General features: G+C 57.2%; 21 protein-coding genes and 4 pseudogenes. 5 read left to right on the top strand and 20 right to left on the bottom strand.

The window, feature by feature from the left end; all coding sequences use genetic code 11:
• Positions 1-158 precede the first annotated feature (158 nt).
• A pseudogene (locus tag CU102_RS19650) lies at positions 159-401 on the top strand (hypothetical protein); the annotation flags it as partial.
• A gap of 125 nt (positions 402-526) precedes the next feature.
• Here CU102_RS19650 and CU102_RS19655 read toward each other — a convergent pair.
• The 7 genes and pseudogenes from CU102_RS19655 to CU102_RS19690 all read right to left on the bottom strand — a co-directional run bounded on the left by CU102_RS19655 (position 527) and on the right by CU102_RS19690 (position 5,153).
• Positions 527-754, bottom strand: coding sequence for a helix-turn-helix domain-containing protein (locus tag CU102_RS19655; protein ID WP_106712798.1), 228 nt, complete (start codon positions 752-754; stop codon positions 527-529).
• 12 nt (positions 755-766) lie between these two features.
• Positions 767-1,270 carry a hypothetical protein gene (locus CU102_RS19660; protein ID WP_146146478.1) on the bottom strand — a complete coding sequence of 168 codons (504 nt, stop codon included), beginning with the start codon at positions 1,268-1,270 and terminating at the stop codon, positions 767-769.
• Between the two features lie 1,149 nt (positions 1,271-2,419).
• A complete protein-coding gene (locus CU102_RS19670; protein ID WP_166648559.1) occupies positions 2,420-3,190 on the bottom strand; it encodes a HipA N-terminal domain-containing protein in 771 nt (256 codons plus the stop codon).
• Positions 3,187-3,414 (bottom strand): helix-turn-helix domain-containing protein, encoded by a 228-nt coding sequence (locus CU102_RS19675; protein WP_106712800.1) that lies wholly within the window; start codon positions 3,412-3,414, stop codon positions 3,187-3,189. Before CU102_RS19675 ends, CU102_RS19670 begins: the two co-directional genes overlap by 4 nt.
• Positions 3,415-3,744: 330 nt before the next feature.
• Positions 3,745-4,029, bottom strand: a pseudogene (locus CU102_RS19680) (3-hydroxyacyl-CoA dehydrogenase family protein); the annotation flags it as partial.
• A pseudogene (locus CU102_RS19685) lies at positions 4,028-4,300 on the bottom strand (oxidoreductase); the annotation flags it as partial. The pseudogenes CU102_RS19680 and CU102_RS19685, both read right to left, overlap by 2 nt.
• Positions 4,301-4,523: 223 nt before the next feature.
• Positions 4,524-5,153, bottom strand: coding sequence for a TetR/AcrR family transcriptional regulator (locus tag CU102_RS19690; protein WP_106712801.1), 630 nt, complete (start codon positions 5,151-5,153; stop codon positions 4,524-4,526).
• Between the two features lie 148 nt (positions 5,154-5,301).
• Between CU102_RS19690 and CU102_RS19695 the strand changes: the two genes are divergently transcribed.
• Together CU102_RS19695 and CU102_RS19700 are read left to right on the top strand one after the other, a co-directional pair.
• Complete coding sequence (locus tag CU102_RS19695) at positions 5,302-7,338, top strand: NADH:flavin oxidoreductase (protein WP_106712802.1); 2,037 nt, start codon at positions 5,302-5,304, stop codon at positions 7,336-7,338.
• A gap of 37 nt (positions 7,339-7,375) precedes the next feature.
• A complete protein-coding gene (locus CU102_RS19700; protein ID WP_106712803.1) occupies positions 7,376-7,981 on the top strand; it encodes a dimethylsulfonioproprionate lyase family protein in 606 nt (201 codons plus the stop codon).
• Between the two features lie 81 nt (positions 7,982-8,062).
• Here the strand turns inward: CU102_RS19700 and CU102_RS19705 are convergent, their stop codons facing one another.
• The 6 genes from CU102_RS19705 to CU102_RS19730 form a co-directional block, all read right to left on the bottom strand.
• The gene (locus CU102_RS19705) at positions 8,063-9,409 is read right to left on the bottom strand and encodes an NAD(P)/FAD-dependent oxidoreductase (RefSeq protein ID WP_425351574.1); all 1,347 of its coding nucleotides are present in this window, start codon (positions 9,407-9,409) and stop codon (positions 8,063-8,065) included.
• 2 nt (positions 9,410-9,411) lie between these two features.
• Complete coding sequence (locus CU102_RS19710; protein WP_106712804.1) at positions 9,412-10,299, bottom strand: dihydrodipicolinate synthase family protein; 888 nt, start codon at positions 10,297-10,299, stop codon at positions 9,412-9,414.
• A 67-nt stretch (positions 10,300-10,366) separates the two neighbouring features.
• Positions 10,367-11,104 carry an SDR family NAD(P)-dependent oxidoreductase gene (locus CU102_RS19715; RefSeq protein ID WP_106712805.1) on the bottom strand — a complete coding sequence of 246 codons (738 nt, stop codon included), beginning with the start codon at positions 11,102-11,104 and terminating at the stop codon, positions 10,367-10,369.
• Positions 11,101-11,835: an SDR family NAD(P)-dependent oxidoreductase gene (locus CU102_RS19720; protein WP_106712806.1), complete on the bottom strand. Its 735-nt coding sequence runs from the start codon at positions 11,833-11,835 to the stop codon at positions 11,101-11,103. Before CU102_RS19720 ends, CU102_RS19715 begins: the two co-directional genes overlap by 4 nt.
• Before the next feature lie 24 nt (positions 11,836-11,859).
• Complete coding sequence (locus CU102_RS19725; protein ID WP_106712807.1) at positions 11,860-12,942, bottom strand: FAD-binding oxidoreductase; 1,083 nt, start codon at positions 12,940-12,942, stop codon at positions 11,860-11,862.
• Positions 12,932-14,185: an aromatic ring-hydroxylating oxygenase subunit alpha gene (locus tag CU102_RS19730; protein ID WP_106712808.1), complete on the bottom strand. Its 1,254-nt coding sequence runs from the start codon at positions 14,183-14,185 to the stop codon at positions 12,932-12,934. Before CU102_RS19730 ends, CU102_RS19725 begins: the two co-directional genes overlap by 11 nt.
• Before the next feature lie 141 nt (positions 14,186-14,326).
• Between CU102_RS19730 and CU102_RS19735 the strand changes: the two genes are divergently transcribed.
• Positions 14,327-15,262 (top strand): LysR substrate-binding domain-containing protein, encoded by a 936-nt coding sequence (locus CU102_RS19735; protein ID WP_106712809.1) that lies wholly within the window; start codon positions 14,327-14,329, stop codon positions 15,260-15,262.
• 55 nt (positions 15,263-15,317) lie between these two features.
• Here the strand turns inward: CU102_RS19735 and CU102_RS19740 are convergent, their stop codons facing one another.
• Together CU102_RS19740 and CU102_RS19745 are read right to left on the bottom strand one after the other, a co-directional pair.
• On the bottom strand, positions 15,318-16,433 hold the full coding sequence (locus CU102_RS19740; protein WP_106712810.1) for a mandelate racemase/muconate lactonizing enzyme family protein: 1,116 nt from the start codon (positions 16,431-16,433) through the stop codon (positions 15,318-15,320).
• A 12-nt stretch (positions 16,434-16,445) separates the two neighbouring features.
• On the bottom strand, positions 16,446-17,576 hold the full coding sequence (locus tag CU102_RS19745; RefSeq protein ID WP_245425426.1) for an alcohol dehydrogenase family protein: 1,131 nt from the start codon (positions 17,574-17,576) through the stop codon (positions 16,446-16,448).
• Between the two features lie 219 nt (positions 17,577-17,795).
• Between CU102_RS19745 and CU102_RS30890 the strand changes: the two are divergent.
• Positions 17,796-18,029 (top strand): annotated as a pseudogene (locus CU102_RS30890) (transposase); the annotation flags it as partial.
• Positions 18,030-18,035: 6 nt separating this feature from the next.
• Here CU102_RS30890 and folD read toward each other — a convergent pair.
• From folD to CU102_RS19775, 5 genes are read right to left on the bottom strand one after another with little or no spacing between them, the layout of a single operon-like run.
• Positions 18,036-18,947: a bifunctional methylenetetrahydrofolate dehydrogenase/methenyltetrahydrofolate cyclohydrolase FolD gene (folD, locus tag CU102_RS19755; protein WP_106712812.1), complete on the bottom strand. Its 912-nt coding sequence runs from the start codon at positions 18,945-18,947 to the stop codon at positions 18,036-18,038.
• Between the two features lie 29 nt (positions 18,948-18,976).
• Positions 18,977-19,510: a sarcosine oxidase subunit gamma family protein gene (locus CU102_RS19760; protein ID WP_106712813.1), complete on the bottom strand. Its 534-nt coding sequence runs from the start codon at positions 19,508-19,510 to the stop codon at positions 18,977-18,979.
• On the bottom strand, positions 19,503-22,466 hold the full coding sequence (locus tag CU102_RS19765) for a sarcosine oxidase subunit alpha family protein (protein ID WP_106712814.1): 2,964 nt from the start codon (positions 22,464-22,466) through the stop codon (positions 19,503-19,505). Before CU102_RS19765 ends, CU102_RS19760 begins: the two co-directional genes overlap by 8 nt.
• Positions 22,463-22,741: a sarcosine oxidase subunit delta gene (locus CU102_RS19770; RefSeq protein WP_106712815.1), complete on the bottom strand. Its 279-nt coding sequence runs from the start codon at positions 22,739-22,741 to the stop codon at positions 22,463-22,465. The genes CU102_RS19765 and CU102_RS19770 overlap by 4 nt, the downstream gene beginning before the upstream one ends.
• A gap of 20 nt (positions 22,742-22,761) precedes the next feature.
• Positions 22,762-24,012, bottom strand: a complete 1,251-nt coding sequence (locus CU102_RS19775; RefSeq protein ID WP_106712866.1) for a sarcosine oxidase subunit beta family protein — start codon at positions 24,010-24,012, stop codon at positions 22,762-22,764.
• Positions 24,013-24,065 lie beyond the last annotated feature (53 nt).

A 24,065-nucleotide genomic window follows, 5' to 3' on the forward strand; every position in this document is an offset into this window, starting at 1 on the left:
CCGTAACCTTAACCGTGCGTTGCATCCGTCATAGTGCTCTGCAACCTGGGCTCGCGCAGAGAAATTAGCAGTTGGTCGAATCGACGTATTCGACCATGATCGAACTCGGATGCGGTTGACGGCCGACCCAACAAGCAAGAAATTCTGGAGGGGACACTATGAAACATGGCATCGCTTTTGCTCTGACTTGTGCCGGGAGTCTTCTACTTGCCGAGAGCGGCATGGCTGCCGACGTTTATTCGCCGGTGACCCCGGAGGCCAAGCAGGTTGTGACCGAGCAGGGATGGACCTTTACCGTAGCCCCATATTTCTGGGCGGCGGGGATATCCGGGGATGTCGGGTTGTTCGGGCTGCCGCCAGTCGAAGTGGATGCGAGTTTCAGCGATATTTTCGACCATCTCGCGCCATGGAGGATGTTCGTGACCTCGATGCCGAAGCGCCCGACCTGGAGCGGCCGGTGGTGTGCTCAGGCGAAAGACCGACCCGCCTCATTGGCGAGGTGGCGTTTTGTTTGACGTTCGGGCCGCTAACGCATGTTGAGCAGCGCCGATCCCGTTGTTTCAAGGGCAAAGGCTATTTTTTGAATGGTGTCGAGGGAAATGTTGCGCTTCTCCCGTTCGATGCCGCTGAGATAGGCCTGGGTCAGTCCGGTGCGCAGGGCAACCTCTTCCTGCGAGATAGCAAGCTCTGCCCGGCGGATCCGCATATTGCGGGCGAGAAGCTTACGCAGCGCAAGAGGGTCGAACGTGTCCATTGCGATCGGGATTCATGATCGGCTCGCCATGGCCATCTCCAGTTTTCTGTCGTTTGTACGATGCTGCCCTGAAGCATCGGTGAAGAAAGCGGCATCAGGCTTCGCGGCGATGTCGGCGATAAAGCGCCGCGGTTTGTCCATCGCCATCCATACCTGCTTGCAGGCACGACGGGCGGGTTTTGCCTGTGTCGGCGCGGCGGCGGTCCCAGCGCCCCTGCCAAGAAGGGAATCGACATCGCTTGCCGCGAATGCTGTGACCGCTCGCTTGCCGCCCGGCTCAGGCACCTCGACGAGAGGAGAATCGGCAGCCGCGACCAGGCAGGCTTCAGCCCGCTTGCGCACCCGGAAAAACTCCTCGATCTTTCCACAGGTGGTAAACCACTCTCGCCAAAGGGCAAGGACTGCCGTATCGGCTGCCAGCGACACTGTTCGTGCGATCAGCCACACCTTGGTCCCCGAAAGCAAACCTCTGCGGGTTACTGGCGGCAACGTTCTGCTTTTCTCAGAAACAGCCATCGATCCGAGTTCCCTAACAACTTGGTTTATGGTCAGGCTGCTCTCGATGTCACCAGCACCTTGTGCAACCGCAACTCACTGAATTTGGCGCTGCCCCTCGTCCAAACGCGCCTCCGCTCAGGACCTGCACGCACTGGTCGTAAAGGTGGGCCCTGACCTAGTCAGGTTCCACCCGCCCTGTGGCGCGAACCATCAATTGAGCACCCGGCTTCGCGTCCCAGGGACTGGGCGTGTGCTCAGTGCCGGCCGAATAAAATGAACTCTCTAGCTCGCCGGCGCCAAATGAACCTCTCGGCCGCCATAAAAAACGGCATCTGTCCACTGATCGGACGACCATAGACGGCAGGGATCTCTTCATCGTTCCGGCGCGCTCATTCTACCGAAATGGCGCTCAGGGAATCAGGCGCTCGTGTTTCCCATGATCCCTGTCCTCGGCATAATATAGCGCGTCGCAGCTTCGCCGCGATGTCGCCGGTGGTCTTTGCACGTGGAAGCGCAATCAGTTACACTCTATAGGTAATCTGAAACACTTCGGGTGTCAACACCTGATATGTATTTTTTTACACGTGAGGTGTATTTTGCTTACTTCTGCGCAGCTCCGAGCTGCTAGGGCTCTGCTCCGATTAGATCAGTCTGGTTTGGCTGAAAGCGCCGGCATTTCCGTTGAGACGATAAAGCGCTTGGAAAAAATGGAAGGTGAGTTGCTGGCCGTGACGGGCACAACGTTGGCCAAGCTGCAGTTAGCGCTTGAACAGGCTGGCGTCATATTCATTGACGCGAATGGCAATGGCCCAGGCGTTCGATTGAAGGATCGGCAGTGATGATGGTTCTGCGATCAAAGGGAAATGCTTCGTAGAGCTTGCCCACATTCGCAAGCGACTACCAGTTCGTTCCGGTCTGGCCATTATGCGATCTTTTCAGCACAAACCCGAAACAAGGCGTGAACCTGTTCGCCTTCGGCAGCAACTGGCGCTCGATTCGTTACAGCAGCAGATTCTAAGGTGCCAGGCGCTGCATTATGCTTACATGCACACAGCAGGAATAATGCCCGGCCGCCCGCCCGGTATCAACGGCTCGAGCGGCCCGGCGAGACCAAAGACAATTTTCACGCCTTTTCGATAATGCGCAGCAAATGCGCCGCGTTCGTCCCTATGACGCCACGAATGACTTTGAGGATTTCATGGCTAATGCCGCCCTCGGCAAACTCCGCGAGAAGCTCGTCGGCTTGACCGCCGATGCGCCCTGCGAGTTCGGCGATGTCCTTGACCAGTAGCCGCTGCCGTGCCTCATTTCCACGTTGGGCACGGGAAGCCTCAACCGCGCAGCGAGGCGCAGGCAGAATAGTTCGTTCTCGACCGTACCATCGAGAGCCTGAATGAAGGGCTTTAAGATATGGGTCGTCGGACGGCCGCCCTTGGCAAGCCCGATACTCTCTCCCTCAACACAGACAGCAAGCTTGTCCTGCGCACCGGCAAGGGACAGGCGTACCCCTTCCTCACCTCCTAACAGAGGGCGCTCACGCAGTTTGCCAAGGATTTCCTCTAGCCGCTCCGTGCTCAGAAATTCAACGCCATCGTCATCCGATGATAACGGCGCCTCACCTGCGGGATAGAGCGATAATGCCCCCGCGCATTCCCCGCCTATGACCTCCAGAAGGCCAAAGGCATTGCCTGAGGAAATCCCGAGCGCGCCCGAAAGGCGCTGTCGCGCGCCTTCATCTGGCAGAAGGCCGGAAAAGAAAGGGCGAACGATCCTGTCTCCATAAGCCGCCTCCTGCAACGGCATGGAAAAGGAGATGGCGCTGAATCTGCTTCCTTCTAGATAACCAGCATCGTAAGCGAAGCTGAGCGCGCCACCATCTTCCTGGCTGAGCACGCCTGCCTTCGCTTCCCTGTAATAGACGTCCAGCAGATGCGTCATGACGCGCGCTCCCGACGACTGCCGACGGAAACACGCAATCCTAAGGTCGCCGCCACCTGTAGGGCGCGTCCTATCTGGCAACTATCCTTCCCGGCTTCGAGCTCGCGCACGAAACGCACCCCAACCCCGGTCAGCGCTGCGAGCTGCTCCTGTGTCAGTTTCTGCGCTTTTCGCTCCGCACGGATCAGAAGTCCAAAGCTCTTACTATCTATGATCGTCTGCATGAATCATCCCTATCGGGACGATTATAGCAGCGCTGATAGCAAAAATCTACAAAAAGAACCGCTCGGGACGATTTTCTGGATACTCGCAAATGAAGCCCCTAAATAATCCCGTCCGGGATGATTATTAAGGTATTTTGCTGTTCCATACGAGGCGTTATGCGATTTTCGAAGCACAGACCGAGAACATCGGCATAGCGGGCAAGCTTAGCGCCGGGGCCCCGCACGGGTGTGGAAATGGTCTTGCGACGCTTCACCATCACCGCTCCGGATCTTGACGTTGAAGTCGACGACCCGTTTCACTTAGCTAGGATTTTCATGGCAGCCTCTTGATCAGCGAGTGGGTACCGGCACTTCGCCGCGATAGTCGTAAAAGCCTCTTCCTGCTTTGCGGCCAAGCCAGCCGGCCTCGACATATTTGACCAGCAGCGGGCAAGGCCGGTACTTGGTATCGGCGAGCCCGTCATGCAGCACGTTCATGATGGCAAGGCAGGTATCGAGGCCGATGAAATCGGCAAGCTCCAGCGGTCCCATCGGGTGGTTCGCGCCGAGCTTCATGCTCTGGTCGATATCGACGATCGAACCAACCCCTTCATAAAGCGTGTAAACCGCCTCGTTGAACCAGCTTTTTGAAGTGTGGAATGACAGAGTCGTCGGCGTGCCTGAAGTTGCCGCGCGTCAGGACTGCTGCCGCGTGTACAGGCATGGGCTCCACCACGATCATCCCGGCACCGCCCATTGCGCGCTCCGCATAATAGGCAATGTGGCGTTCGGTCGGCAAACCTTCGACCGCCATGTTCGATGTGTGCGCACCGAAGACGAGCCGGTTCCGGAGGGTGTGGGAGCGCAGTTGAAGCGGAGAAAACAGACGGGGAAATTTTTTGGACAAAGTCCTCCTCCTGGCGCACATTCAAAATCAGATGCGAACATCAAAGCGGCGCGGATTTACTGCATCAAATTGGTATTCTCGTCATCCTTTACCGGAGTTTGTCCCATGCTGATCGACGTTCTTAGTGCCGCGGCAAGTCCCTTACTTACAGCTTTATTGAACCCCGCGCTGCCTCCGTTGTGCCGCGGTAGTTGTTCGCCTATACGCTCATGTGGTTCGACACTTACCCCGGAACATAACCATGCCTGGCGAAAAACCGATCCAACTCACGCTGCTGCGGGGCCTCGCCCGTGAAAATCTCGACATACTCAGGAATGCGCTTCATGCGGACCGCCAGGTCCTCCTTGGTCTGCATGGAGATGTAGCCAATCTGGACCAGATAGATCGTGCGGGCGCGAACATCAGCGGACACCTCTTCGTGGCCAAACCTGACGAACATGCGGCTCAGTGCAGCGAGACGGGCCTGATCGGCCTGCTGAACTTCAGCCAGAATACTGTCAGATTGAAGCGCCCAGCTACGCACCGCGAATTCAAACTGCGAGTCAAACAGCGAATTGTCGATCCAGCAATCGAAGACGTTCAGCATCGCTTCTGCGACAGATTCCGCATAGGCCTCTGATTGTCTGACCAAATTGCCAGTGTTCTTGTCCCGCCATTTCGCGACCAGCGCCAGCAGCAATTCCTCCCGGTCTTTGAAGAACCAGTAGAAGCTAGTCCGCGACAAATTCAGCTTCTTGGCGAGAGGGAGGATTTTCACAGAATCCACACCGGACTCAAGCAGTGACTCGTAGGCGGCTTCCAGCCACCCCTCCGTTGATCCACGCCAGCCGCTGTCGCTCAGACCCTGTTCCATAGGCGATCTCCTACCAAATCGTGAAAGCGAAGACAAGAGGAATGTACATGATTGTCAATTTACCTGACTTTCTCGCGAATATTATTGACATGTATGTACATTTTCGCGTAGCGTTCGTTGCAAAACTTCCTAAACCGAAGGCCGCCCGATGTTGAACGATCCCCTGCTGCAGCCATATAATCTCAAGCATCTGACCCTGCGGAACCGCATCATTGTAACGTCGCATGAACCTGCCTATCCCGAGGATGGCATGCCCAAGGAACGCTATCGTGCCTATACGGTGGAGCGCGCCAGGGGCGGTGTTGCAATGACGATGACGGCCGGGTCCGCGGCGGTATCGAAGGATAGTCCCCCGGTCTTCAACAACCTGCTCGCCTACAAGGACGAGATCGTGCCGTGGATCAAGGAAATGACCGACGCCGTTCACGAAGAAGGCGCGGCAATCATGATCCAGCTGACGCACCTCGGCCGGCGCACCCGGTGGGACAAGGGTGACTGGCTGCCAGTCGTCGCCCCATCCCATCATCGCGAGGCCTCGCATCGAGCCTTCCCCAAGAAGTTGGAGGATTGGGACATCGAACGCATCATCAAGGACTTTGCCGACGCAGCCGAGCGAATGAAGGAGGGCGGCATGGACGGCGTCGAATTGGAAGCCTACGGCCATTTGATCGATCAGTTCACCTCTCCGCTTACAAACGAACTCGAAGGCCCCTACGGCGGCCCGCTCGAAAACCGCATGCGGTTTTGTTTTGATGTCTTCAGGGCAATGCGCAAACGGGTCGGCGACGACTTCATCCTCGGTGTCCGTTACACTGCCGACGAGGGTCTTCCGGGAGGCACGGACAAGGCGGAAGGGCTGGAAATCTCAAAGCGCCTCAAGGAAAGCGGCCTCGTCGATTACCTGAATGTGATCCGGGGCCATATCGACACCGACGCCGGTCTGACGGACGTGATCCCGATCCAGGGCATGGCCAGTGCACCCCACCTTGATTTCGCCGGCGAGATCCGCGCGGCGACGAATTTTCCAACGTTTCACGCCGCGAGAATCCCGGATGTAGCGACTGCCCGGCACGCCATCGCTTCAGGTAAGGTGGACATGATCGGCATGACCCGTGCACACATGACCGACCCACATATCGTCCGCAAGATCATCGAGAAACGCGAAGATGACATCCGCCCTTGCGTCGGCGCGAACTACTGTCTTGACCGCATTTATCAGGGCGGTGCGGCTTACTGTATCCACAACGCTGCAACGGGCCGCGAGCAGACCATGCCCCACATCATTGCGAAGGCTGATGTTCGCAAGAAGGTGGTCATAGTCGGAGCCGGCCCGGCCGGACTTGAGGCGGCACGGGTGGCCGGCGAACGAGGTCATGAGGTCGTTGTGTTCGAAGCCGCCAGCGATCCGGGCGGTCAAATCCGTCTCACGGCACAGAGCCCACGACGCAAGGAGATGATCAGCATCGTGGAATGGCGCATGGCGCAGTGCGAAAAGTACGACGTCAAATTTCACTTTAATACTTGGGCAGAAGCTGAGGCAATAGAAGCAGAAAATCCGGATGTTGTCATTGTCGCAACAGGCGGTATGGCGCACACGGAAATCCTGACCAAAGGCAACGAACTGGTCGTGTCGTCATGGGATATCATTTCCGGCGACGCGAAACCGGGCACCAACGTACTGATTTTCGACGACGCGGGCGACCACGCTGGGCTTCAGGCCGCCGAAATTCTCGCAAATGCCGGAGCAAAGGTTGAGATCATGACACCGGATCGATCCTTTGCACCAGAGGTGATGGCAATGAACCTCGTTCCTTACATGAGGTCCCTCCAAAAACTCGATGTAGCCTTCACGGTCACTTACCGTCTCGACTCCGTCGAGAAACAGGGCAACCAGTTCGTCGCTCATGTCGGCAGCGACTACGGCGGCGTCTCGAAAGTGCGTATTGTCGACCAGATCGTCATCAATCACGGGACCATTCCGCTGGACGATATTTATTTCGAGTTGAAGCCAAGGTCGTCCAATCAGGGGGAAGTGTCGCACGACCAGCTGCTCGGTGGTCTACCCCAATCCGTGATGCGCAATCCCGAAGGCCGATACCAGTTGTTCCGAATCGGTGACGCCGTCGCCGCGCGAAACACTCACGCGGCGATATACGATGCGCTGCGTCTGGTCAAAGACATCTAATCGGCGGTGATTTCCCCTTCTCCAGCATAGGTTCAAGATGGTTAGAAGTGACGCTCTTCAGAACTTCCTCGATGCGGCATTTGTGGCATTTGACCGTTTCGCCACTGACATCCGCTCCCGAAATTCGATCATGCAGTTGTTCGCGCAACTGGATGTCCCCGGAGAAACGCGGACTTCAACTGGAAAGCGCCTGCCGGTGTGCGAGCGATTTCTTGGCAATGCCCTCGAGACTGCCGCAACAAATCCGGGTCTGGCGAGGATGGTGGCTCGGTTCAAAGACATCGAACCCTCGATGGAATGGAAATGGAGATCCACTTACGACAACTCCGCCAGCGAAAATTTCCTTGTGAGCCATGCCAACGGAATGATCGCCGGCCCAGGTGGACTGGAAGAGCGAAAAGATCTTTGGCTCGGCGTAACACTGATGGCTCCTCGAGTTCGCTATCCCGACCACAAGCATGCGCCCGAAGAAACCTACCTTGTTATGTCGGAGGGTGAGTTCAAGCAGGCCGACAACGATTGGTTCGCTCCAGGCCTCGGTGGCTCATTCTACAATCCGCCCGGCATCAAACACGCGATGCGATCGGGAAACAGACCTCTATTCGCATTCTGGGCGCTTCGGCTGGACGAAACCCGTCATTAACCTTGGCTCCGTCAGCCTGATTATCCATCTTCGAAACAAGGGATAAACGGATGGTGCATCCCGATGTAGGAGATTGCAGACCTATTCCACGCCCGCCCTCCATTCCTTTACTGTCAGGCTCACTTTCGCTCCGATTGTAGTCAACGGCTGCGGCGGAAGGGCCGTCGGTTTCGCATAAGAGGCATATATTTGCGTCAGCGGCGTGTTCACACCCAAAACGGACTCGGCCGCCGCAATGCCAGAGGCCGTCGCGTTAGATGCTCCCAGTCCGTTGCATCCGCATGCCGCGAAGATGCCGGGCTCCAGTTCCCCGAAAGCCGGAACGCTGTTCCAAGTCAGTGCCATCGCACCTGCCCATCTATATTCCATCTTTACGCCGGCCAAAGACGGGAAACGGTAGCTGAATTTTCGATCGTGCAAGGCTCCGGCGCTCGATACATCCCTTTCGCCGACCGTCATAGAAGGATTGTACGTGTAACGGGACCTAATCAGCATGCGGTCTCCACGCTGCCACTGCACCCGTCGCATAGTCGTGCCCATCGGTGAAGCCGGCGTCGCTGCCCACTTTCTGTGTCCGCCAAGGCGTGAAGGATCAAATTCCTCAGTCATCGACGCGTAGGTGAAAACGTGCAACAGCCGCCCTTGGAAGAACCCAAAACTCTGCGCATGGCCGTTGTTGGCCATGATGATCTTGCGTGCGGACACAAAACCGCGGGGCGTCTTGACCAACCAGCCGTTTTCCCCGCCCTCGATCGAGAGCGCGGGTGTCCTTTCGAATATCCTCACAGGGTCCTTCAGAGCATCCGCGAAAGCTCTGATGAAGGCAGCCGGCTGGATCATGAGAGTACCCGGTGTGAACAGCGCTGAAGTGAATGCCGCGCTCCCGGTCAAAGCAGCGGTCTCCTTCGCGTCGAGGAGTTGGCATGATTCACCGAGATTCTTGAGTTGGGCGGCATAGGCCGAAACGTGCCTGTCGCCCTCAGCGCTTAACGCTATATTGTACTTTCCGCACGGGTCGACGATGTCATGGCCCCAGTCAAATTCATCGACCATCTCGGTCACGAGTTCGATGGCTCTGCGATGTATCGCGAGATCGCGCGCGGCATGGCCAAGCCCGTCTCCACCATAATCGTCAGAACTGACCTCATGGGGAACGTCGATGATGAAGCCGGAATTTCGGCCTGCCGTACCTTCGCCAATGACTCCGGCCTCCAGGACGGCGACGCCAAGACGGGGATCGAGTTGTGAAAGCCTTCGGGCCGCCGCTAGCCCGGCGAAGCCAGCGCCGATGATGGCAATATCGACCGCAAGGTCACCGTCGAGGCTGGGCCTCTCGATCCGCGGCGGCAGCATGGCAACCCATGCCGACAATCCGGTCTCCTTTGGAAGCTTGCTGGCGGTAAATACTTTTATTGCACGATGTGCCACGGTCAGACCGCTTCTCTTTCGGCAAGATCTCCAAGGGCTGCATGGAGCGCGTCCATTTTGTCCTCAGCAAGCGCGCGCAAAGGACGTCGCGGATTGCCAGCGTCGAACCCGGTGATTTTGGAAGCCGCATAAACCGACTGAACGTAGTCGCCCTGCCAGATCAGCGACATGACGGGCTCGAGAGCCTCCCAGCTTTCGCGCACACCCAGCCAGTTCTGTGCCCTCGCCGCCTCCACTATTGCGAGGCACGTCTTGGGGGCAATGTTAGCGCCGCCCCAGATCAGGCCGCTCGCGCCTGCATACAGCGAGTACGGTACCAAAGGGTCAGCGCCATTCATGACAGGCAAGCCAGTGCGGATCAGCGATGCCTGCTTGCCGAGGTCGCCGCTGCTATCCTTCACAGTGCAGAAGTTGGGAATCTCGCAGAGCATCTGAAGGAGGCTCGGAGTAATTTCGACGCCCACTGCCTGGGGCACGTTGTAGCCGATAATCGGAAGGCCACCATTGGAAACCTCTGTATAGAACGCGACGATGTCGTCGTCGTCGGTGGGCCCCTCGAAAAACGGGGGCAACACCATGACGCCGTCTGCACCGCAATCGGCTGCATGCTTGCTGCGCTCAACCACTTCCTCGGCGAGGAGCGCAGATGTCTGCACGATGATCCTGGCGCGGCCTTTGATGATTTTGCTGCCGCGCCGTGCCAGTTCCATTGACTCTTCCTTGGAAAGGTAGACGTGCATGCCGGTGCCGGAGCTCAGGACGAAGCCTCTTACGCCAGAACCCAGATAGCGCTCAATCAAGGTCTCAAGACGATCCCAGTCGATGCGTCCTGTAGCGTCGAACGGGGTTGTGAGCGCGAGGTTAAGACCGGGGAATGGAAAGTTCGACATCTAGTCTCCTATCGTTCCAGCTTCATCGTTGTGCCCAGCCGAGTGGGCGTCAACCTCGGCCCAGTAATCATTGCGGCAGGCTGAGCTTCGCCATTCGCCCGCCGTCGATTGTCCAGACCTGCCCGGTGACGAAAGACGACTCCGAGGAGGCCAACCAGGTGACCAGGCTCGCCACTTCCTCCGGCTTGCCGGTACGCCCGACGGGATGGATCTTGCCGATCGTGCGGCGAAAGCCTTCCGGATCGGACATGCCTTCGATGAATTCGATGTTCAGATCGGTGTCGATCCAGCCGGGCGCAACCGCGTTGCACCGCACGCCCTCGGCACCGTGATCGATGGCGACCGCACGGGTTAGTCCATGAATGCCCGCCTTGGACGCGCAATAGGCAGCGTGCCTCGGATTGGAGCCAAGCCCCTCGATCGAGCCGACGTTGACAATCGTCCCTCCCACGGCACGCAGATGCGGAAGGGCCGCCTTGATCAGGGCGAATGGTGTTGTCAAATTCACCGTCAACGTTCGCTCCCAGTCCTCAAGGCTCATATCCTCGACGAGCGACTCCTGCATCATGCCCGCATTGTTGACGAGCACATCGAGCCTGCCGCCACGGCCGACGGTTGTCTCCACCGCACGTGAGGCCGTCACCGGATCGGTGAAATCGACCACAATCCCTTCGAATTCATAATCTTCACCACGTTGTGCAGTGAAGACACGTGCGCCGTCGTCCCGTAGCCTGCGCGCGATAGCTTGACCAATTCCGCTGCGGCCGCCCGTGACCAAGGCGACCTTTCCATTAAATCGCGTCATCCCACCGCCTTTCCTCCGTTGACCTCGACAAGCGACCCGCACATGTAGCTGGCGGCGTCGGAGGCCAGGAACACAACGACTTCTGCGATGTCTTCAGGCTCCGCGATCCTTCCGAGCGGAACGATCTTACCCAGTTCTGCCACAGCTGTATCCGGATCGAAGCCGCGCTTGGCAAAGCCCGTGCGCAGCATCGGGGTGTTCACCTCGTTCGGGCACACGGCGTTCACGCGAATGTTCTGGTGGGCGTGGTCCATGCCCATGCACTGCGTCAGCGATGCGATTGCCGCCTTTGTCATGCAATAGACCGCGTGGTTCGGCCCCGGCCGGACACCCCAGCAAGACGCAACGTTGACGATGGCTCCGCCGCCCGAAGAAGCCATGATCGGAATGGCGGAGCGGCAGACGCGGAACGGTGCCTCCACGTTCACGCCGAGCGACAACGCCCAGTCGGCATCGGTCGTGTTCGTTACAGCGCCACGCGTAATTACCCCGGCATTGTTAATGACAATGTGGAGCGCGCCCAAGGCTTCAAATGCGGCCTGCGCCAAACCATCAGCATAAGCAGGGTCAAGGAGATTGCCTGCGAGGTGCGCGTCGGCCTCAATTCCCGATACATCCCGATCCGCAACCGCTACGATGGCACCTTCGGATCGCAGCTGGCGCACGATAGCGGCACCAATGCCGCCTGCCGCTCCGGTCACCAATGCAGCTTTTCCACGAAACTTGTCCATATGAACGGTCCCCTCTGTGACCAACTAGCGATCGATAACCAGGTCGCTCAAGGGCCTGGAACAGCACGGCAGGAAAAAGCCAGCGTCAATCTCCCTTTGCCTGATACCTCCATCGTGCTTCATTTCGACGGTGCCGCTTGTCAGCTTGGATTTGCAGGTTCCACAGATGCCGTTGGCGCAGGATGATGGAATTCTGACACCGGATTTCTTGGCGCAGGAAAGAACGGTCTGGTCGGCGCGGACGTCAATCGACTTGTTCTGTTTTGCGAATTGCACGCTGAACGATTTCGCTTCGACTGCGTCCTCGATTGGCGCGGGAGCATCGTCGATCACCGCGGCATCAAAACTTTCTTCGTGATAACTGGAAGCGGGAACGCCGAGTTCTGCGCTGATCTTTCTGGCTGCCGCCATGAACGGTGCTGGCCCACAACACATGATGATGCGCTCGGCAATGTCCGGAGCAGCCAGTGTCAGGAACTCCTTCGATATCCGGCCCGAAAGGCCGGACCAGGATCGCTCGTTGCCGAGTTCTTCTGGCAACAGGTGAAGCCTGAAACCCTTGACCCGGCTCGCAAGATTTGACAGCTCGTTGCGGAAAATAAGGTCTTGCGGGCTGCGACCGGCATGGAGAAAGACAACGTCGGTCGGTTCTGAGGCATCCGCGAGTTCCCGAGCCATCGACATAACCGGCGTGATCCCGGAACCGCCCGACAGGAAAAGATACTTCTTCGCCGCCGGCCGGACGAACCGTCCGAGCGGACCCGACGCACGGACCACTGTGTTCGGGGTCAGATTGTCGTGCAGCCAGTTCGACACCTTTCCTCCGGGAACACGCTTCACTGTGATTGTGATCGCGTTGTTCCGGAGTGGAGACGACGACACGCTGTAACAACGGCCGTCGTCCCCATCGTCGAGGCCGAGCTCGAACATGAAGTACTGCCCGGCGCTGAACGAGAACTGCTTGCGGTCGGCTGAAACAAACGTGAAGCTCTTCACATCGTGCGTCTCGTCGTGGACGTCGATACACTGAAGCTTGTCGTCCATCTCCGGGTTCCAGAATTCGACGTTTGCAGATGTCCCGGTCCTGGTAAGCATTTCAGTAGCCATGGGCGCGCATACGCTCGACATACCAGGTCGAGAAATCATCCAAAGCGCCTTCGCTGAACTTTGAATAGGGTCCGGGCTCATAGGCAGGATCCTGAATTCCGGCGTGCGACCGTGCAACGAGTTCGGAGTCCTGCTCGGTCGTGGCAATCCAGACATGGGTCAGCTTGTCGAGATCGTAGTCGACGCCTTCCACCGCGTCCTTATGGACGAGCCACTTTGTCCGCACCAGAGTGGTACCTGCTGACAGGGGAATCGCGATCGATGTGACTGCGTGGTCGCCCATGATATGGTTCCAGCTGTTGTGGCCCCACAGGTGGAGGTCACCAAGGTCCTTACGGGTCATCGTCCCGAGCAATTTTGACGATGCGGCGGTCGCATCCTCAGTCTGGGATTCGCCTGCACCGGCTATGATAAGGCGCTGCGTGCGGAAGTTCGTTTCGCAGTTTCTGACCTGTTCGACAGTCGTCGACGGAAAGCCCGCCGCCTCCCAGGTCCTGGTGCGTTCGGCGTACATGGCAAAATGCTCTTCCGCCTCTTCCCGATCCTCAGGGCTGAGGGAGTCGGGATCGAAACCAAAATCGAGATCAACGAACGAGACGCAAAGCTCGGGGTGATTGGCCGAGCAGTGGTAGCACTCACGGTTGTTCTCCATCGTGAGCTTCCAGTTGCCCTTCTCGATGACATCTACTTCGTGCGCAACCTTTGTGTTCCGAAGATCATAGGGCGCGAGGCGTTCCTCCATCACTTCCTCAATTCGATTGATATCTACAGGAGGATCTTCGGAGAGGCAGACGTAGATCAGGCCGCCGATCGACCTGAAATTCACCGGCTTCAGGCTCCGGCAGCTTTTGTCGAAGTCCTTGCCCATATGCGGCGCATAGCTGAGTTCTCCCGAGAGCTCATAAGTCCACTGGTGATAAGGGCATACAAGCCTGGAAATCACAGTGGAGCCGGCGTCGAGCAGCCGTGAGCCGCGATGGCGGCAGACGTTGCGCACCACACGGATTTCATTGTCGTCGTCTCTCAACAAGATGAGGCTGGTGGAGCCGATATCGATGACCGTGGCATCCCCCGGCTCCGGAATGTCGCATTCCAGGCCCACCTGGATCCAGTGATTCAAAAAGAACACCTCCAGATCGGCTTCGAACACGTCTTCGCGCGTGTAAAGCTCTGCAGGCAGGGAATGGCCCTCGATACGTTGGTCGAGCAGCGTTGTGATTGATGACGAGACCTTGTTCAGCATAATCTCACCTTATGACAGTTGGTGCGAACATAATGCTCTTGAAAGTCAAGTCCTTCAACGTCACAAATAGTGCTCGTTGACATAATCAGATGTAATGCACAAAGTGTTGCAAAGACCACCAACTCGCAATCGGATCATTTCATGAATCGACGCAGAAAACTGCCCCCATTAACAGCACTTACTGCTTTTGAAGCCGCGGCACGTCTTGCAAGCTTTACGAGAGCTGCAAACGAACTCGGCGTCACGCAAGCGGCCGTAAGCCGCCAAATCCACCTTCTGGAAGAACAGTTCGGATTTCCGCTCTTCGTCCGGTTGCACCGAAAGATCGAATTGACCGGGAAAGGCAAGACGTTGTCGGCCGCAGCAGGAGATGCGTTTGATCTTATCGCCGGTTCGGTAGCCGAAATTTCCAGGGAGGGTCCCTCAGATGAGTTGACGATCGCAGCGACAGTGGCGTTCTCGCATTTTTGGCTGCTTCCAAGAATTTCCGAGTTCTCCCGACAGCATCCGGAGATCAATCTTCGCATTGTTACCCAGGACAACATGCCGAACATCGAATCTGGAGAATTGGACATTGCGATCAGGTTCGGTAGTGGCATGTGGGCGGATGGCCAGGCCGAACTGCTCTTCGATGACGAGATTTTTCCGATCTGTAGTCCGGATTATGAACGGACGAATGCCCGGATTGTGACACCGGATGACCTGACAGCCCACCCGCTCATTACAAATGATGTTGACGATCCAACCTGGATCGGATGGACCGAATGGCTCGCCGCATTCTCCGTCAAGGCACCCAAGAAAACGCTAGGGTTTCGCTGCAGCTTTTATACCGAGGCGATCTACGCTGCACTCAACGGCCAGGGTATCGCGCTGGGTTGGAGGCGACTTGTCGAGGACCTGTTGGCTCAGAATCGGCTTGTTAGAGTAACGGACGCGGCGGTTAAGACCAGGAACGCTTACTTCGTTATATTGCCTAAAAGAAGAAGACATCCGGAAGCAGCTGGTCTTTTTCTGTCATGGCTGAAAAATGAGTCGCACCTGCCTTCGGTTGCGACCCGCATCTCAAAAACCGATTGAGCCAGCATGCTGCAACTGCTCGTAGACGTCACGTGCCCGTTCCCGCTGACTCAAATTAGGAATAGCTTACCACCGGTTCGCCCAAGACATCCAATCGTGGCGTGATGCCCAGACCAGGTGTGTCCGGAGCCGTGACTCTTCCGTCGCGAACGTCAAAGTTCCCATCTGCGGTCTTCAGCGCCACGATGTCCCGGCATTCAAGAACACATCGCAAGTTCTTTTCAGGTACGGTCTGGCCAAGGTGAACAATTGCGGCAAACGCAACGTCCGACCCTGTCGTTTCCTGAACACTAATGGTGTATCCAGCGGCCACGCAAATATCGCGATGGCGACGACCTCTGGTCAAGCCGCCGTTTTTGGAGATTTTGAGGCCGATGCCCTCTGCGGCATCTTCGCCGATGAGTTGAGCGATCGACGCGTCATCGGTCGCAAGCTCGTCAAAAATGATGGGCACGTCAGTGCGCCGCCGCAGCGAAACGCACTCGCGCCATGTTGCGCACGGGGCCTCAAGGACGAAATCGAGTCCTTGAGGTAACAGCCTTAGCATTCGGAGAGCGGTCTCGACCGTCATGCCGCCATTTGCGTCGACAATAAAGAATTCGCCAGGTCTCTTGTCAGCTAGCGAAGCGGCAATCCGCGCCGCGTCTTCCGCAGGCTCATCTCCGATTTTAACCGAGTGGGCAATATACCCCAAGGCGCGGTGTTCCGCGACACGCTTGCGCATGTCGTCCGGGTCGCCCATGTAGATCGAGGAAATGACCGGCATTTCCACATTGGTACGGCCGCCCAAAAGGTCGCACACGGGAAGACCGACCGACTTGCCGAATACGTCCCAGCACGCCACATCGAGCGCGGTCTTGGCATGCAGGTGACCGACAAGCGCTCCGTCCATGGCGTCGTTGATGCGGTCGACGCGCCTGGGATCAAGCCCTATCAGTCGGGGCGCAATCTCGGCGATACCCGAACGAACACCGAGGGCATGAGAGGCAATCCAGGTCGATCCGAAAGGCGTGCTTTCGCCCCAACCCTCGAGGCCATCGTCCGTAGTAATGCGTACCAGCGTAGCGTCGAAACTACGGTACTCCCGCCCCCCCGACAGGCGGTAGACACCACCCGAATAAGGCAGGTCGACTTGGAAAACGTCAATGCGTTCGATTTTTAGATCGGCCATGTTTCAATCTCACTATTGGGGAATGACGAGTACAAGCTTGCCTGTGGCCTTCTTCGATAGAAAGTCCATCTGGGCCTCAACAATATCTTGCAACGGGTAGGTTTTTACCACCAAGGGGCGGATTTCGCCGCGCTCGATGTATGAGACAAGGTTTTCAAAAATGACGTCGTCCTGGAACGTGCATCCGAAGAAAGTCAAGTCTTTCAGATAAAGTGAACGCACGTCGAGCTCCACGATCGGCCCTGCAATGGCACCAGCGACCGCGTAGCGACCTCCCTTCTTCAGAACGTCCAAGAGTTCCCGAAAGCCAGGTCCGGCAGCCACATCGATTGCAGCATCAACAGAGTTCTTGTCGAGTGTCCCTAGAATGCTTTCGCCGCGAGTCAAGACCTGATCAGCCCCCAACGCCAGCAATTGCTTCGCTTTGTCCCTGCCAGCGACTGCCGACACAAAGGCACCCCGCCGCTTCGCAAGCTGGATCGCGGCCGAGCCTACCCCGCCGGAAGCCCCGGTAATAATGACGTGTTCGCCTTTCCGGACGTCGGCGCGATGCAGCAACGCCTCAGCCGTGGAATAGGCGCAGGGTATCGACGCCAGTTCTACGTCGCTCCAATCGCATTCGACCTTATAGGTCTCGCGCGATGGTGCCTTCGCATATTGGGCAAAGGCACCATCGCACTCGGATCCAAAGGTCCAGCATTCAAACGGTCTGTAGTCCACGTATGATCGCAGCATATTACGCACGATGACGCGCTCGCCAATACGTTCGGGGTTTACGTCATCGCCGACACTGACAATGCGACCACAACAATCCGCACCCTGCACGCGTGGAAAGGACATCGGTACGCCGGACCAGCTCGCGTCGGCGTCCTGAGCAGACACAAATCCCTGGGTGCCGCCGCTCTCGGTTCCAGAAGTAACGCCTTTCGAGTACCAGCCGATGCGGGTGTTTATATCCGTGTTGTTGACCCCAGCGGCCGCGACGCGGATTAGCACTTCACCGGGGCCAGGTTTCGGAACAGGAATGTCATGTCGATACTCGAGCTTTTCGAAGCCGCCGTGACCGACGAGGAACACGCCACTCATCAGCGTGGGAATCTCGATCTCATGTTTTGAAGTGGATTTTACAGTTCGAGTGCTCATAATAGTCTTTGGACCCCTGGCGATGCTCCATTAATGTAAGCATGAAGATCGCAGATAGCTCTTCAAGACAAGGCACTTTAAACTCAGGCCTCACTTGAGTTCTTTGCTGATCAGGACTGTAAAACCACCACTAGGTCATGTTGACAAAGTGGATTCCCAAATCAGCCTCCGTGTGATTCAATGCTGCCTTTTAGGAGTTAGCTTTGGCTCGCGGGAAACCTGACAGATGCCGAATGGCAGATCATTGAAACGCTTCTGCCTGCTGAGCGTGGAAGAAAGTCCCGTCCAGCCCAGGACAATCGCCGTTTTCTGAACGGCATGCTGTATGTCCTGCGCGTTGGTTGCCCTTGGCGCGACATGCATGAACGCTATGGTAAGTGGAACTCCGTCTATGTCCGATTCCAGCGCTGGGCAGAACAAGGCGTTTGGGACGCATTGCTCGAGACACTCGTACTGGAATCAAAACTCCATCCAGGCGAATGTGAAGTGAGGATATCCATTGGCGCGAATAGCTGCTGTAACCGTGTTGGCCATGAGCATCGCTATCGTCATCGGGCCGACGCCGCCAGGCACGGGCGTGATGACATCTGCTACCTCCAGGCATTCTTTGAACGCGACATCCCCGACGAGGCGAGACTTTCCCGACCGCTCGAGTGTTTCGATCCGATTGATGCCCACATCGATAACAGTTGCGCCAGGTTTGATCCAACCGGCCTTCACCATCTCCGGTTGGCCCACTGCAACCACAAGAATATCTGCGGTGCGACACAATGCAGGCAAGTCCTTCGTAGTGGAATGGGCGATCATGACGGTGGCATTGGCATTCAGCAGCAACTGCGCCATTGGCTTGCCGAAGAGATTAGAGCGGCCGATGACCAGCGCGTTCAGTCCGGACAAATCTTGCCCATGCGCCCTACGCACGAAGATCATTGCGCCTGCCGGCGTACACGATACGAGCCCCGTTTTGGTGTCTCCAATCGACACCTTGCCGGCATTCGTGGCGTTCAGACCGTCCACATCTTTTTCGGGCCGGATCGACTGAATAACAGGGTCAGGAGATAAATGGGTCGGCAGCGGCAGCTGAACCAGAATGCCATGTACGTCCGGATCGTCGTTCAAACGCAGAACAAGATCTGCCAGCTCGTCCTGTGTCGTGTCGGCTGTGAGCGTATGTTGTATGGAATTGAAGCCGCATTCCTTCGCCATTCGGCTTTTCGCACCGACATACGAGTGACTGGCGGGATCGTCACCGACGATGACGACCGCCAATCCCGCTTTCTTTCCCGTCTCACTTTCCAGCTTGGCGGCTGTCTCCTTTACCGCATCAAGAACCGATGCGGCCGTCTGTTTGCCGTCAATGATAACTGTCATAACTACTCCCCGGCGAAAAAATGGTTGTCTCAGGTGAATTCTTGCGCCATGCGGGCACAATCGTCCCACAGGCTTTCAGCAAACCCGCGCAGGACCATGATCTCAAACGCGTGTTCACCAACACGCGTGACGTGCGCTGCGATATGACCGATGAGCGTCATGGTGGAATGACCAACAGGGAAGGCCTCAACCGACACATCTGTTCCGGTCCCTTTGGCCAGGAGACGCTCTACCATCGCTCCTTCTACTTGGAACCGGACGCGCCCGTGACTCTGGTCCACGCCTGCCGCATGCGGATGAAGGGTATCAAGCATCGTGTCGGTCTCTTCAGGAGATAGTGCCCGATCCCCCACAACATACCACTGAAAGGGCGCCGCAATGCGCACAGCAAACTTCGCGCCCCCGCCAATTTTCTCCGACAGAAACGCGCCGAGGTCCGGCCCGCCTTCCTTCCCCATAACCTGAATGACATGGCCCTCGGGCAGCGCGCTAATGCATATGCGCTCTGATCTGAGCGCATTAGAGCCAAGAGCCGAGCGACGTGTGACGCGATATTCAGACATGGAGCTTCTCGTTTTCGGGGTCTACAAACAGAGGATCGCAAAGACGGGCAGGCGTAAATTCCTTCGAAAGCCCGTTCCACACGACAACTTCCTCGCCATATCGCTCCGGGCCGCGCCTGACGAGAGCCAGGCCAATCGTGGAGCCGACATGGGGAGAAAAAGCGCTGGAAGTGACATAGCCCTGATCGTTTTCGAGGGTTTCCGCCGCGCCCTTTGTCAAAATGTGGGATCCGCTGCGAAACGACGCGCGCGGATCGACCGGTTTTACGCCAACCAGCCGAAGCCGATCCGGTGAAACAAGACCTTCACGGCTGACCATCGCCTTGCCGACGAAGTCTTGCTTTGTAGCCGAGACCATTTTGCCCATGCCCAAATCGGCAGGCACGACGGTTCCATTAATCTCGTTGTGCGTCACATGACCTTTTTCAATGCGGAGTACGCTGAGAGCCTCAACGCCATAGGGCTGGATGCCGTGCTCGGAACCGGCTTCCATCAGGGCGTCGGCGACGCTCTCACCGTAACCTGCGGGAACGGCGAGTTCGTAGGCCAATTCCCCTGAGAACGATATGCGGAAAAGCCGCCCGCGGAGTTGTCCGCCGAAAAGTGATACCTCTTTTGCTCCCAGAAATGGGAATGACCCGTTGGAGATCTCCTCATCTACTATTTTTTGAACAATCGTACGGGATTTGGGACCCGCTATCGCCATCTGGGCCCATTGATCCGTCACAGAAGCCAACCGGACATCAAGTTCGGGCCACAGCGCCTGCGAGCAGAACTCCAGATGGTTCATGACCCCCGCAGCGTACGCCGTAGTCGTTGTCATAAAGAAACGGCCATCGTCAAGACGGCTTGTTGTGCCGTCATCGTAGATCATGCCATCCTCGCGAAGCATCAAACCGTAGCGGGCCTTGCCTACGGGCAACTTGAGAAACGCGTTGGCGTAGACGCGGTTCAAAAATTCTGCAGCGTCCTTACCGCAGATCTCGATTTTTCCAAGCATCGACACATCGCACAATCCAACGTTGGCGCGCACATTGCGCACTTCACGATCGACACTTTGACGCCATGTAGCCTCGTCCCGGCGCGGAAACCAGGACGAGCGATACCAAAGCCCGGCCTCGACGAAAACTGCGCCGTTCTTTTTCGCCCACTCATGGAGCGGCGATTTGCGTATGGGCTGGAAATGTCCCTCGGTGTGTGCCCCGGTCAACGCTCCGAACGACACCGGGGTATAGAATGGCCGGAAGGTAGTCGTGCCGACCGCGGCGGGCGCGACGCCACGTGCGTCAGCCAGCAAGCCGACCGCATTGATATTGGACAGTTTACCCTGATCCGTTGCCATGCCGTTTGTTGTATACCGTTTGGCGTGCTCGACATGGCCATATCCTTCCTTCACTGCCAGGGTGATATCCTTACGGTGCACGTCATTTTGAAAATCCACAAACGCTTTGCCCTTAACTCCCGGTATAGACCAAAGCGGTCTCGCAGGGGCAGCGGGAACGTCGCCTTCGACGATACCCGGCTCAAAGGGGAAAGGCCTGAACCCAAGCTCCTGCGCTATGGCCGCACCACGTGCCGCGCCGTTTGCCAGGCACCCTGCTAATCCATCAGTTGCGTCTGCGGCACCTGCAAGCATGATACCCCTTGTCGTCTCAGGCGCGAGGAACGCAGACCGTTCGTCGGACCAACGCGGCTTGCCGCCACGGTGGCACGCGAGATGGATAATGGGACTGAATCCGCCCGTCATGGCGAGCGAGTCCACTTTCAAATTCTCGCTGCGACGGCCAAAGGAAACATCAATGGACGACAGCAACCTGCCGCCTCTTGCGTCGGTTACGACGGCACCCCGCAACACGCGGGCTTTACCGCCGTAGGGAAAGGTCGAGCCTGCCCTGCTGTCAATAATGGCGACCAGATTGACCCCAGCTGATTCAAGATCGCGCGCGAGCACATAGCCGCTGTCATTGGTAGTGAAGATTGCCGTTCGCCGACCCGGGGCAACCCCATAGCGATTAAGATAAGCGCGCATTGCCGTCGCCATCATTACGCCGGGCACATCATTGCCACCAAACACCAGGGGTCGCTCTTCGGTCCCTGTAGCCAATAACGCCACCTTGGTGGCGATGCGCCAGATACGCTCGACCGGTTTTTGCGAGACGGGCTCGGGGACATGCTTCTGCACGCGTTCAAGAACGCCGAACACGTTGCCATCATAGGAGCCAAAGGCGGTCGCTCGTGTCATAACACGGACATTTCTTAAGGACCTAAGTTCCTCGAGGGTCTGTGTCACGAAGTCAGCTGCAAGGTTACCCCCGATGGTTGCTGTCTCCCAGAGCAAGGTGCCCCCCGCCGCCGCATGCTCATCAACGACAATGACGCGAGCCTTCGCGCGTCCGGCCGCCAGTGCTGCGGCGAGGCCTGCGGGGCCCGCACCGATTATGAGCAAATCGCAATGTGCCCAGCACTTTTCGTAGGCATCGGGATCCCGTTCATAGCTTGCCGTGCCGAGGCCCGCGGCCCTTCGAATCAACGGCTCGTAAAGTTTCTCCCACAACGCCGACGGCCACATAAAGGTTTTGTAGTAGAACCCGGCACTCAGGAATGGTGACAGAATGCTGTTGAGCGACCCAATATCAAACTCAAGAGAGGGCCAGCGGTTCTGACTTTTCGCTTCGAGATCTCGATAAAGCTCTTGCATAGTCGCGCGTGTATTGGGCTCGGTGCGTCCTCCTCGCCCAACCGTAAACAGGGCATTCGGTTCTGCCGCTCCTGCCGTAAGAATACCGCGCGGACGATGGTACTTGAAACTGCGTCCGACGAGTTGTTGCCCGTTGGCAAGAAGAGCGGACGCCAGACTGTCTCCACTGAAGCCGGTCATGTGCTTTCCGTCAAACGTGAACGGCAGTTTTGTATGACGATCAATCAGGCCGCGCTCGTCCAAACGATATGATGTCATGCCGCAACACCAGTCTTGACCGCGACAGTTACATCACAGCTCGCACTGATCTCATGCGTTCCCGTATCACGTGTCACAACGAGCCAGCGACGGCACCCTGACGTGTGATGCCAGTACTCGTCATAAGTCCCCAAGGGGTTGTTGCGCAGATAGACATAGTCCATCCACTCGTTGGCATCCGCGTGCGATCCTGGACGTGCTATCGCAGCACCCTTGATTGTGAATTCTTCTTTTGGTCTCATCCCGCAGTGCGGGCAAGGAACAAGGCTTGCCATGTTCGCGTATCTCCTGTTGCTCAGTGAAGATTGGCCTGAGCGCCCTGGCCCTTTTCATCGAGCAGATGGCCTCGCTCAAAACGGTCGAAACGGAAGGCTCTTGCTGTCTCGTGCGCAACGCCCCGCGCCAGAAGATGCGCAAAGCAGAACCCGGAAGCTGGCGTCGCCTTGAAACCTCCGTAGCACCACCCGGCATTGAGGTAGAGATTGTCGAGGGAAGTGCGATCGATGATCGGGGAGCCATCCATGGACATGTCCATGATCCCACCCCACGAACGCAGCACGCGTACCCGGGAGATCCCTGGGATCATGGCCTTTCCCGCTTCCGCCACGTGCTCCACAGTTGCGAGATTGCCCCGCTGGGCATACGAATTGTAACCATCGATGTCGCCGCCGAACACCAGCCCGCCCTTGTCAGATTGCGAAACATAGAAATGGCCAGCACCGAAGGTTATGACGCCGTCAATGAAAGGCTTCAATCCTTCAGAAACAAACGCCTGCAGTACATGGCTCTCAATGGGAAGTTTCAGCCCTGCCATTGATGCGACGCGCGAGGAATTCCCCGCTGCCGCCAGGCCGAGTTTAGCGCAGCGGATAAATCCCTTCGTTGTTTCCACCCCGGTCACGCGCCCATTGTCGCGGCGTATGCCAATGACCTCGCAGTTTTGAATAATATCAACACCCCGCTGGTCTGCACCGCGCGCATAACCCCAGGCAACCGCATCGTGGCGGACAGTCCCACCACGCCGCTGTAGCAGCCCACCCTGAATCGGGAAACGCGCGTTGTCGAAATCAAGGAATGGAAGCATCTTGCGTACGGCAGTGCGGTCAAGTAACTCCGCATCAACGCCATGCAGAAGCATGGCGTTTCCCCTGCGCGTATAGGCGTCCCGCTGTGCGTCGGAGTGGAACAAATTGAGGACACCGCGCTGGGAAACCATTGCATTGAAATTCAGTTCCTGCTCCAGGCTTTCCCACAATTTCATTGAATATTCATAGAAAGGATTGTTGCCGGGCAGCAGATAATTCGATCGGATGATAGTGGTGTTGCGCCCGACGTTTCCAGAGCCGATGTAACTCTTCTCGATAACCGCAACGTTCGTGACCCCGAATTCTTTTGCGAGGTAATAGGCCGTCGCAAGTCCGTGGCCGCCACCGCCCACTATGATCACATCATAATGCGATTTGGGCTGCGGTTCGCGCCAGGCGGGCTTCCAACTCTGGTTGCCACGAAGCCCATTGAGAAAAATTGAGAGTGCTGAGTAACGCATATCCGCCAACTTTGTTGCGTGAGTGTAAAAGGGATAACGGGGAATATCGAATT

Origin of the sequence: Phyllobacterium brassicacearum, from assembly GCF_003010955.1 — a bacterium.
Taxonomy (GTDB): Bacteria; Pseudomonadota; Alphaproteobacteria; order Rhizobiales; family Rhizobiaceae; genus Phyllobacterium; species Phyllobacterium brassicacearum.

What these genes read in the sequence shown, in the direction of transcription:
- CU102_RS19700 (WP_106712803.1), top strand. Translation starts at nt 7,376, where the DNA reads ATGGTTAGAAGTGACGCTCTTCAGAACTTCCTCGATGCGGCATTTGTG.
- CU102_RS19675 (WP_106712800.1), bottom strand. Translation starts at nt 3,414, where the DNA reads ATGCAGACGATCATAGATAGTAAGAGCTTTGGACTTCTGATCCGTGCG.
- CU102_RS19695 (WP_106712802.1), top strand. Translation starts at nt 5,302, where the DNA reads ATGTTGAACGATCCCCTGCTGCAGCCATATAATCTCAAGCATCTGACC.
- CU102_RS19710 (WP_106712804.1), bottom strand. Translation starts at nt 10,299, where the DNA reads ATGTCGAACTTTCCATTCCCCGGTCTTAACCTCGCGCTCACAACCCCG.
- CU102_RS19745 (WP_245425426.1), bottom strand. Translation starts at nt 17,576, where the DNA reads ATGAGCACTCGAACTGTAAAATCCACTTCAAAACATGAGATCGAGATT.
- CU102_RS19670 (WP_166648559.1), bottom strand. Translation starts at nt 3,190, where the DNA reads ATGACGCATCTGCTGGACGTCTATTACAGGGAAGCGAAGGCAGGCGTG.
- CU102_RS19660 (WP_146146478.1), bottom strand. Translation starts at nt 1,270, where the DNA reads ATGGCTGTTTCTGAGAAAAGCAGAACGTTGCCGCCAGTAACCCGCAGA.
- CU102_RS19690 (WP_106712801.1), bottom strand. Translation starts at nt 5,153, where the DNA reads ATGGAACAGGGTCTGAGCGACAGCGGCTGGCGTGGATCAACGGAGGGG.
- CU102_RS19720 (WP_106712806.1), bottom strand. Translation starts at nt 11,835, where the DNA reads ATGGACAAGTTTCGTGGAAAAGCTGCATTGGTGACCGGAGCGGCAGGC.
- CU102_RS19740 (WP_106712810.1), bottom strand. Translation starts at nt 16,433, where the DNA reads ATGGCCGATCTAAAAATCGAACGCATTGACGTTTTCCAAGTCGACCTG.
- CU102_RS19725 (WP_106712807.1), bottom strand. Translation starts at nt 12,942, where the DNA reads ATGGCTACTGAAATGCTTACCAGGACCGGGACATCTGCAAACGTCGAA.
- CU102_RS19760 (WP_106712813.1), bottom strand. Translation starts at nt 19,510, where the DNA reads ATGTCTGAATATCGCGTCACACGTCGCTCGGCTCTTGGCTCTAATGCG.
- folD (WP_106712812.1), bottom strand. Translation starts at nt 18,947, where the DNA reads ATGACAGTTATCATTGACGGCAAACAGACGGCCGCATCGGTTCTTGAT.
- CU102_RS19775 (WP_106712866.1), bottom strand. Translation starts at nt 24,012, where the DNA reads ATGCGTTACTCAGCACTCTCAATTTTTCTCAATGGGCTTCGTGGCAAC.
- CU102_RS19730 (WP_106712808.1), bottom strand. Translation starts at nt 14,185, where the DNA reads ATGCTGAACAAGGTCTCGTCATCAATCACAACGCTGCTCGACCAACGT.
- CU102_RS19770 (WP_106712815.1), bottom strand. Translation starts at nt 22,741, where the DNA reads ATGGCAAGCCTTGTTCCTTGCCCGCACTGCGGGATGAGACCAAAAGAA.
- CU102_RS19655 (WP_106712798.1), bottom strand. Translation starts at nt 754, where the DNA reads ATGGACACGTTCGACCCTCTTGCGCTGCGTAAGCTTCTCGCCCGCAAT.
- CU102_RS19715 (WP_106712805.1), bottom strand. Translation starts at nt 11,104, where the DNA reads ATGACGCGATTTAATGGAAAGGTCGCCTTGGTCACGGGCGGCCGCAGC.
- CU102_RS19735 (WP_106712809.1), top strand. Translation starts at nt 14,327, where the DNA reads ATGAATCGACGCAGAAAACTGCCCCCATTAACAGCACTTACTGCTTTT.
- CU102_RS19765 (WP_106712814.1), bottom strand. Translation starts at nt 22,466, where the DNA reads ATGACATCATATCGTTTGGACGAGCGCGGCCTGATTGATCGTCATACA.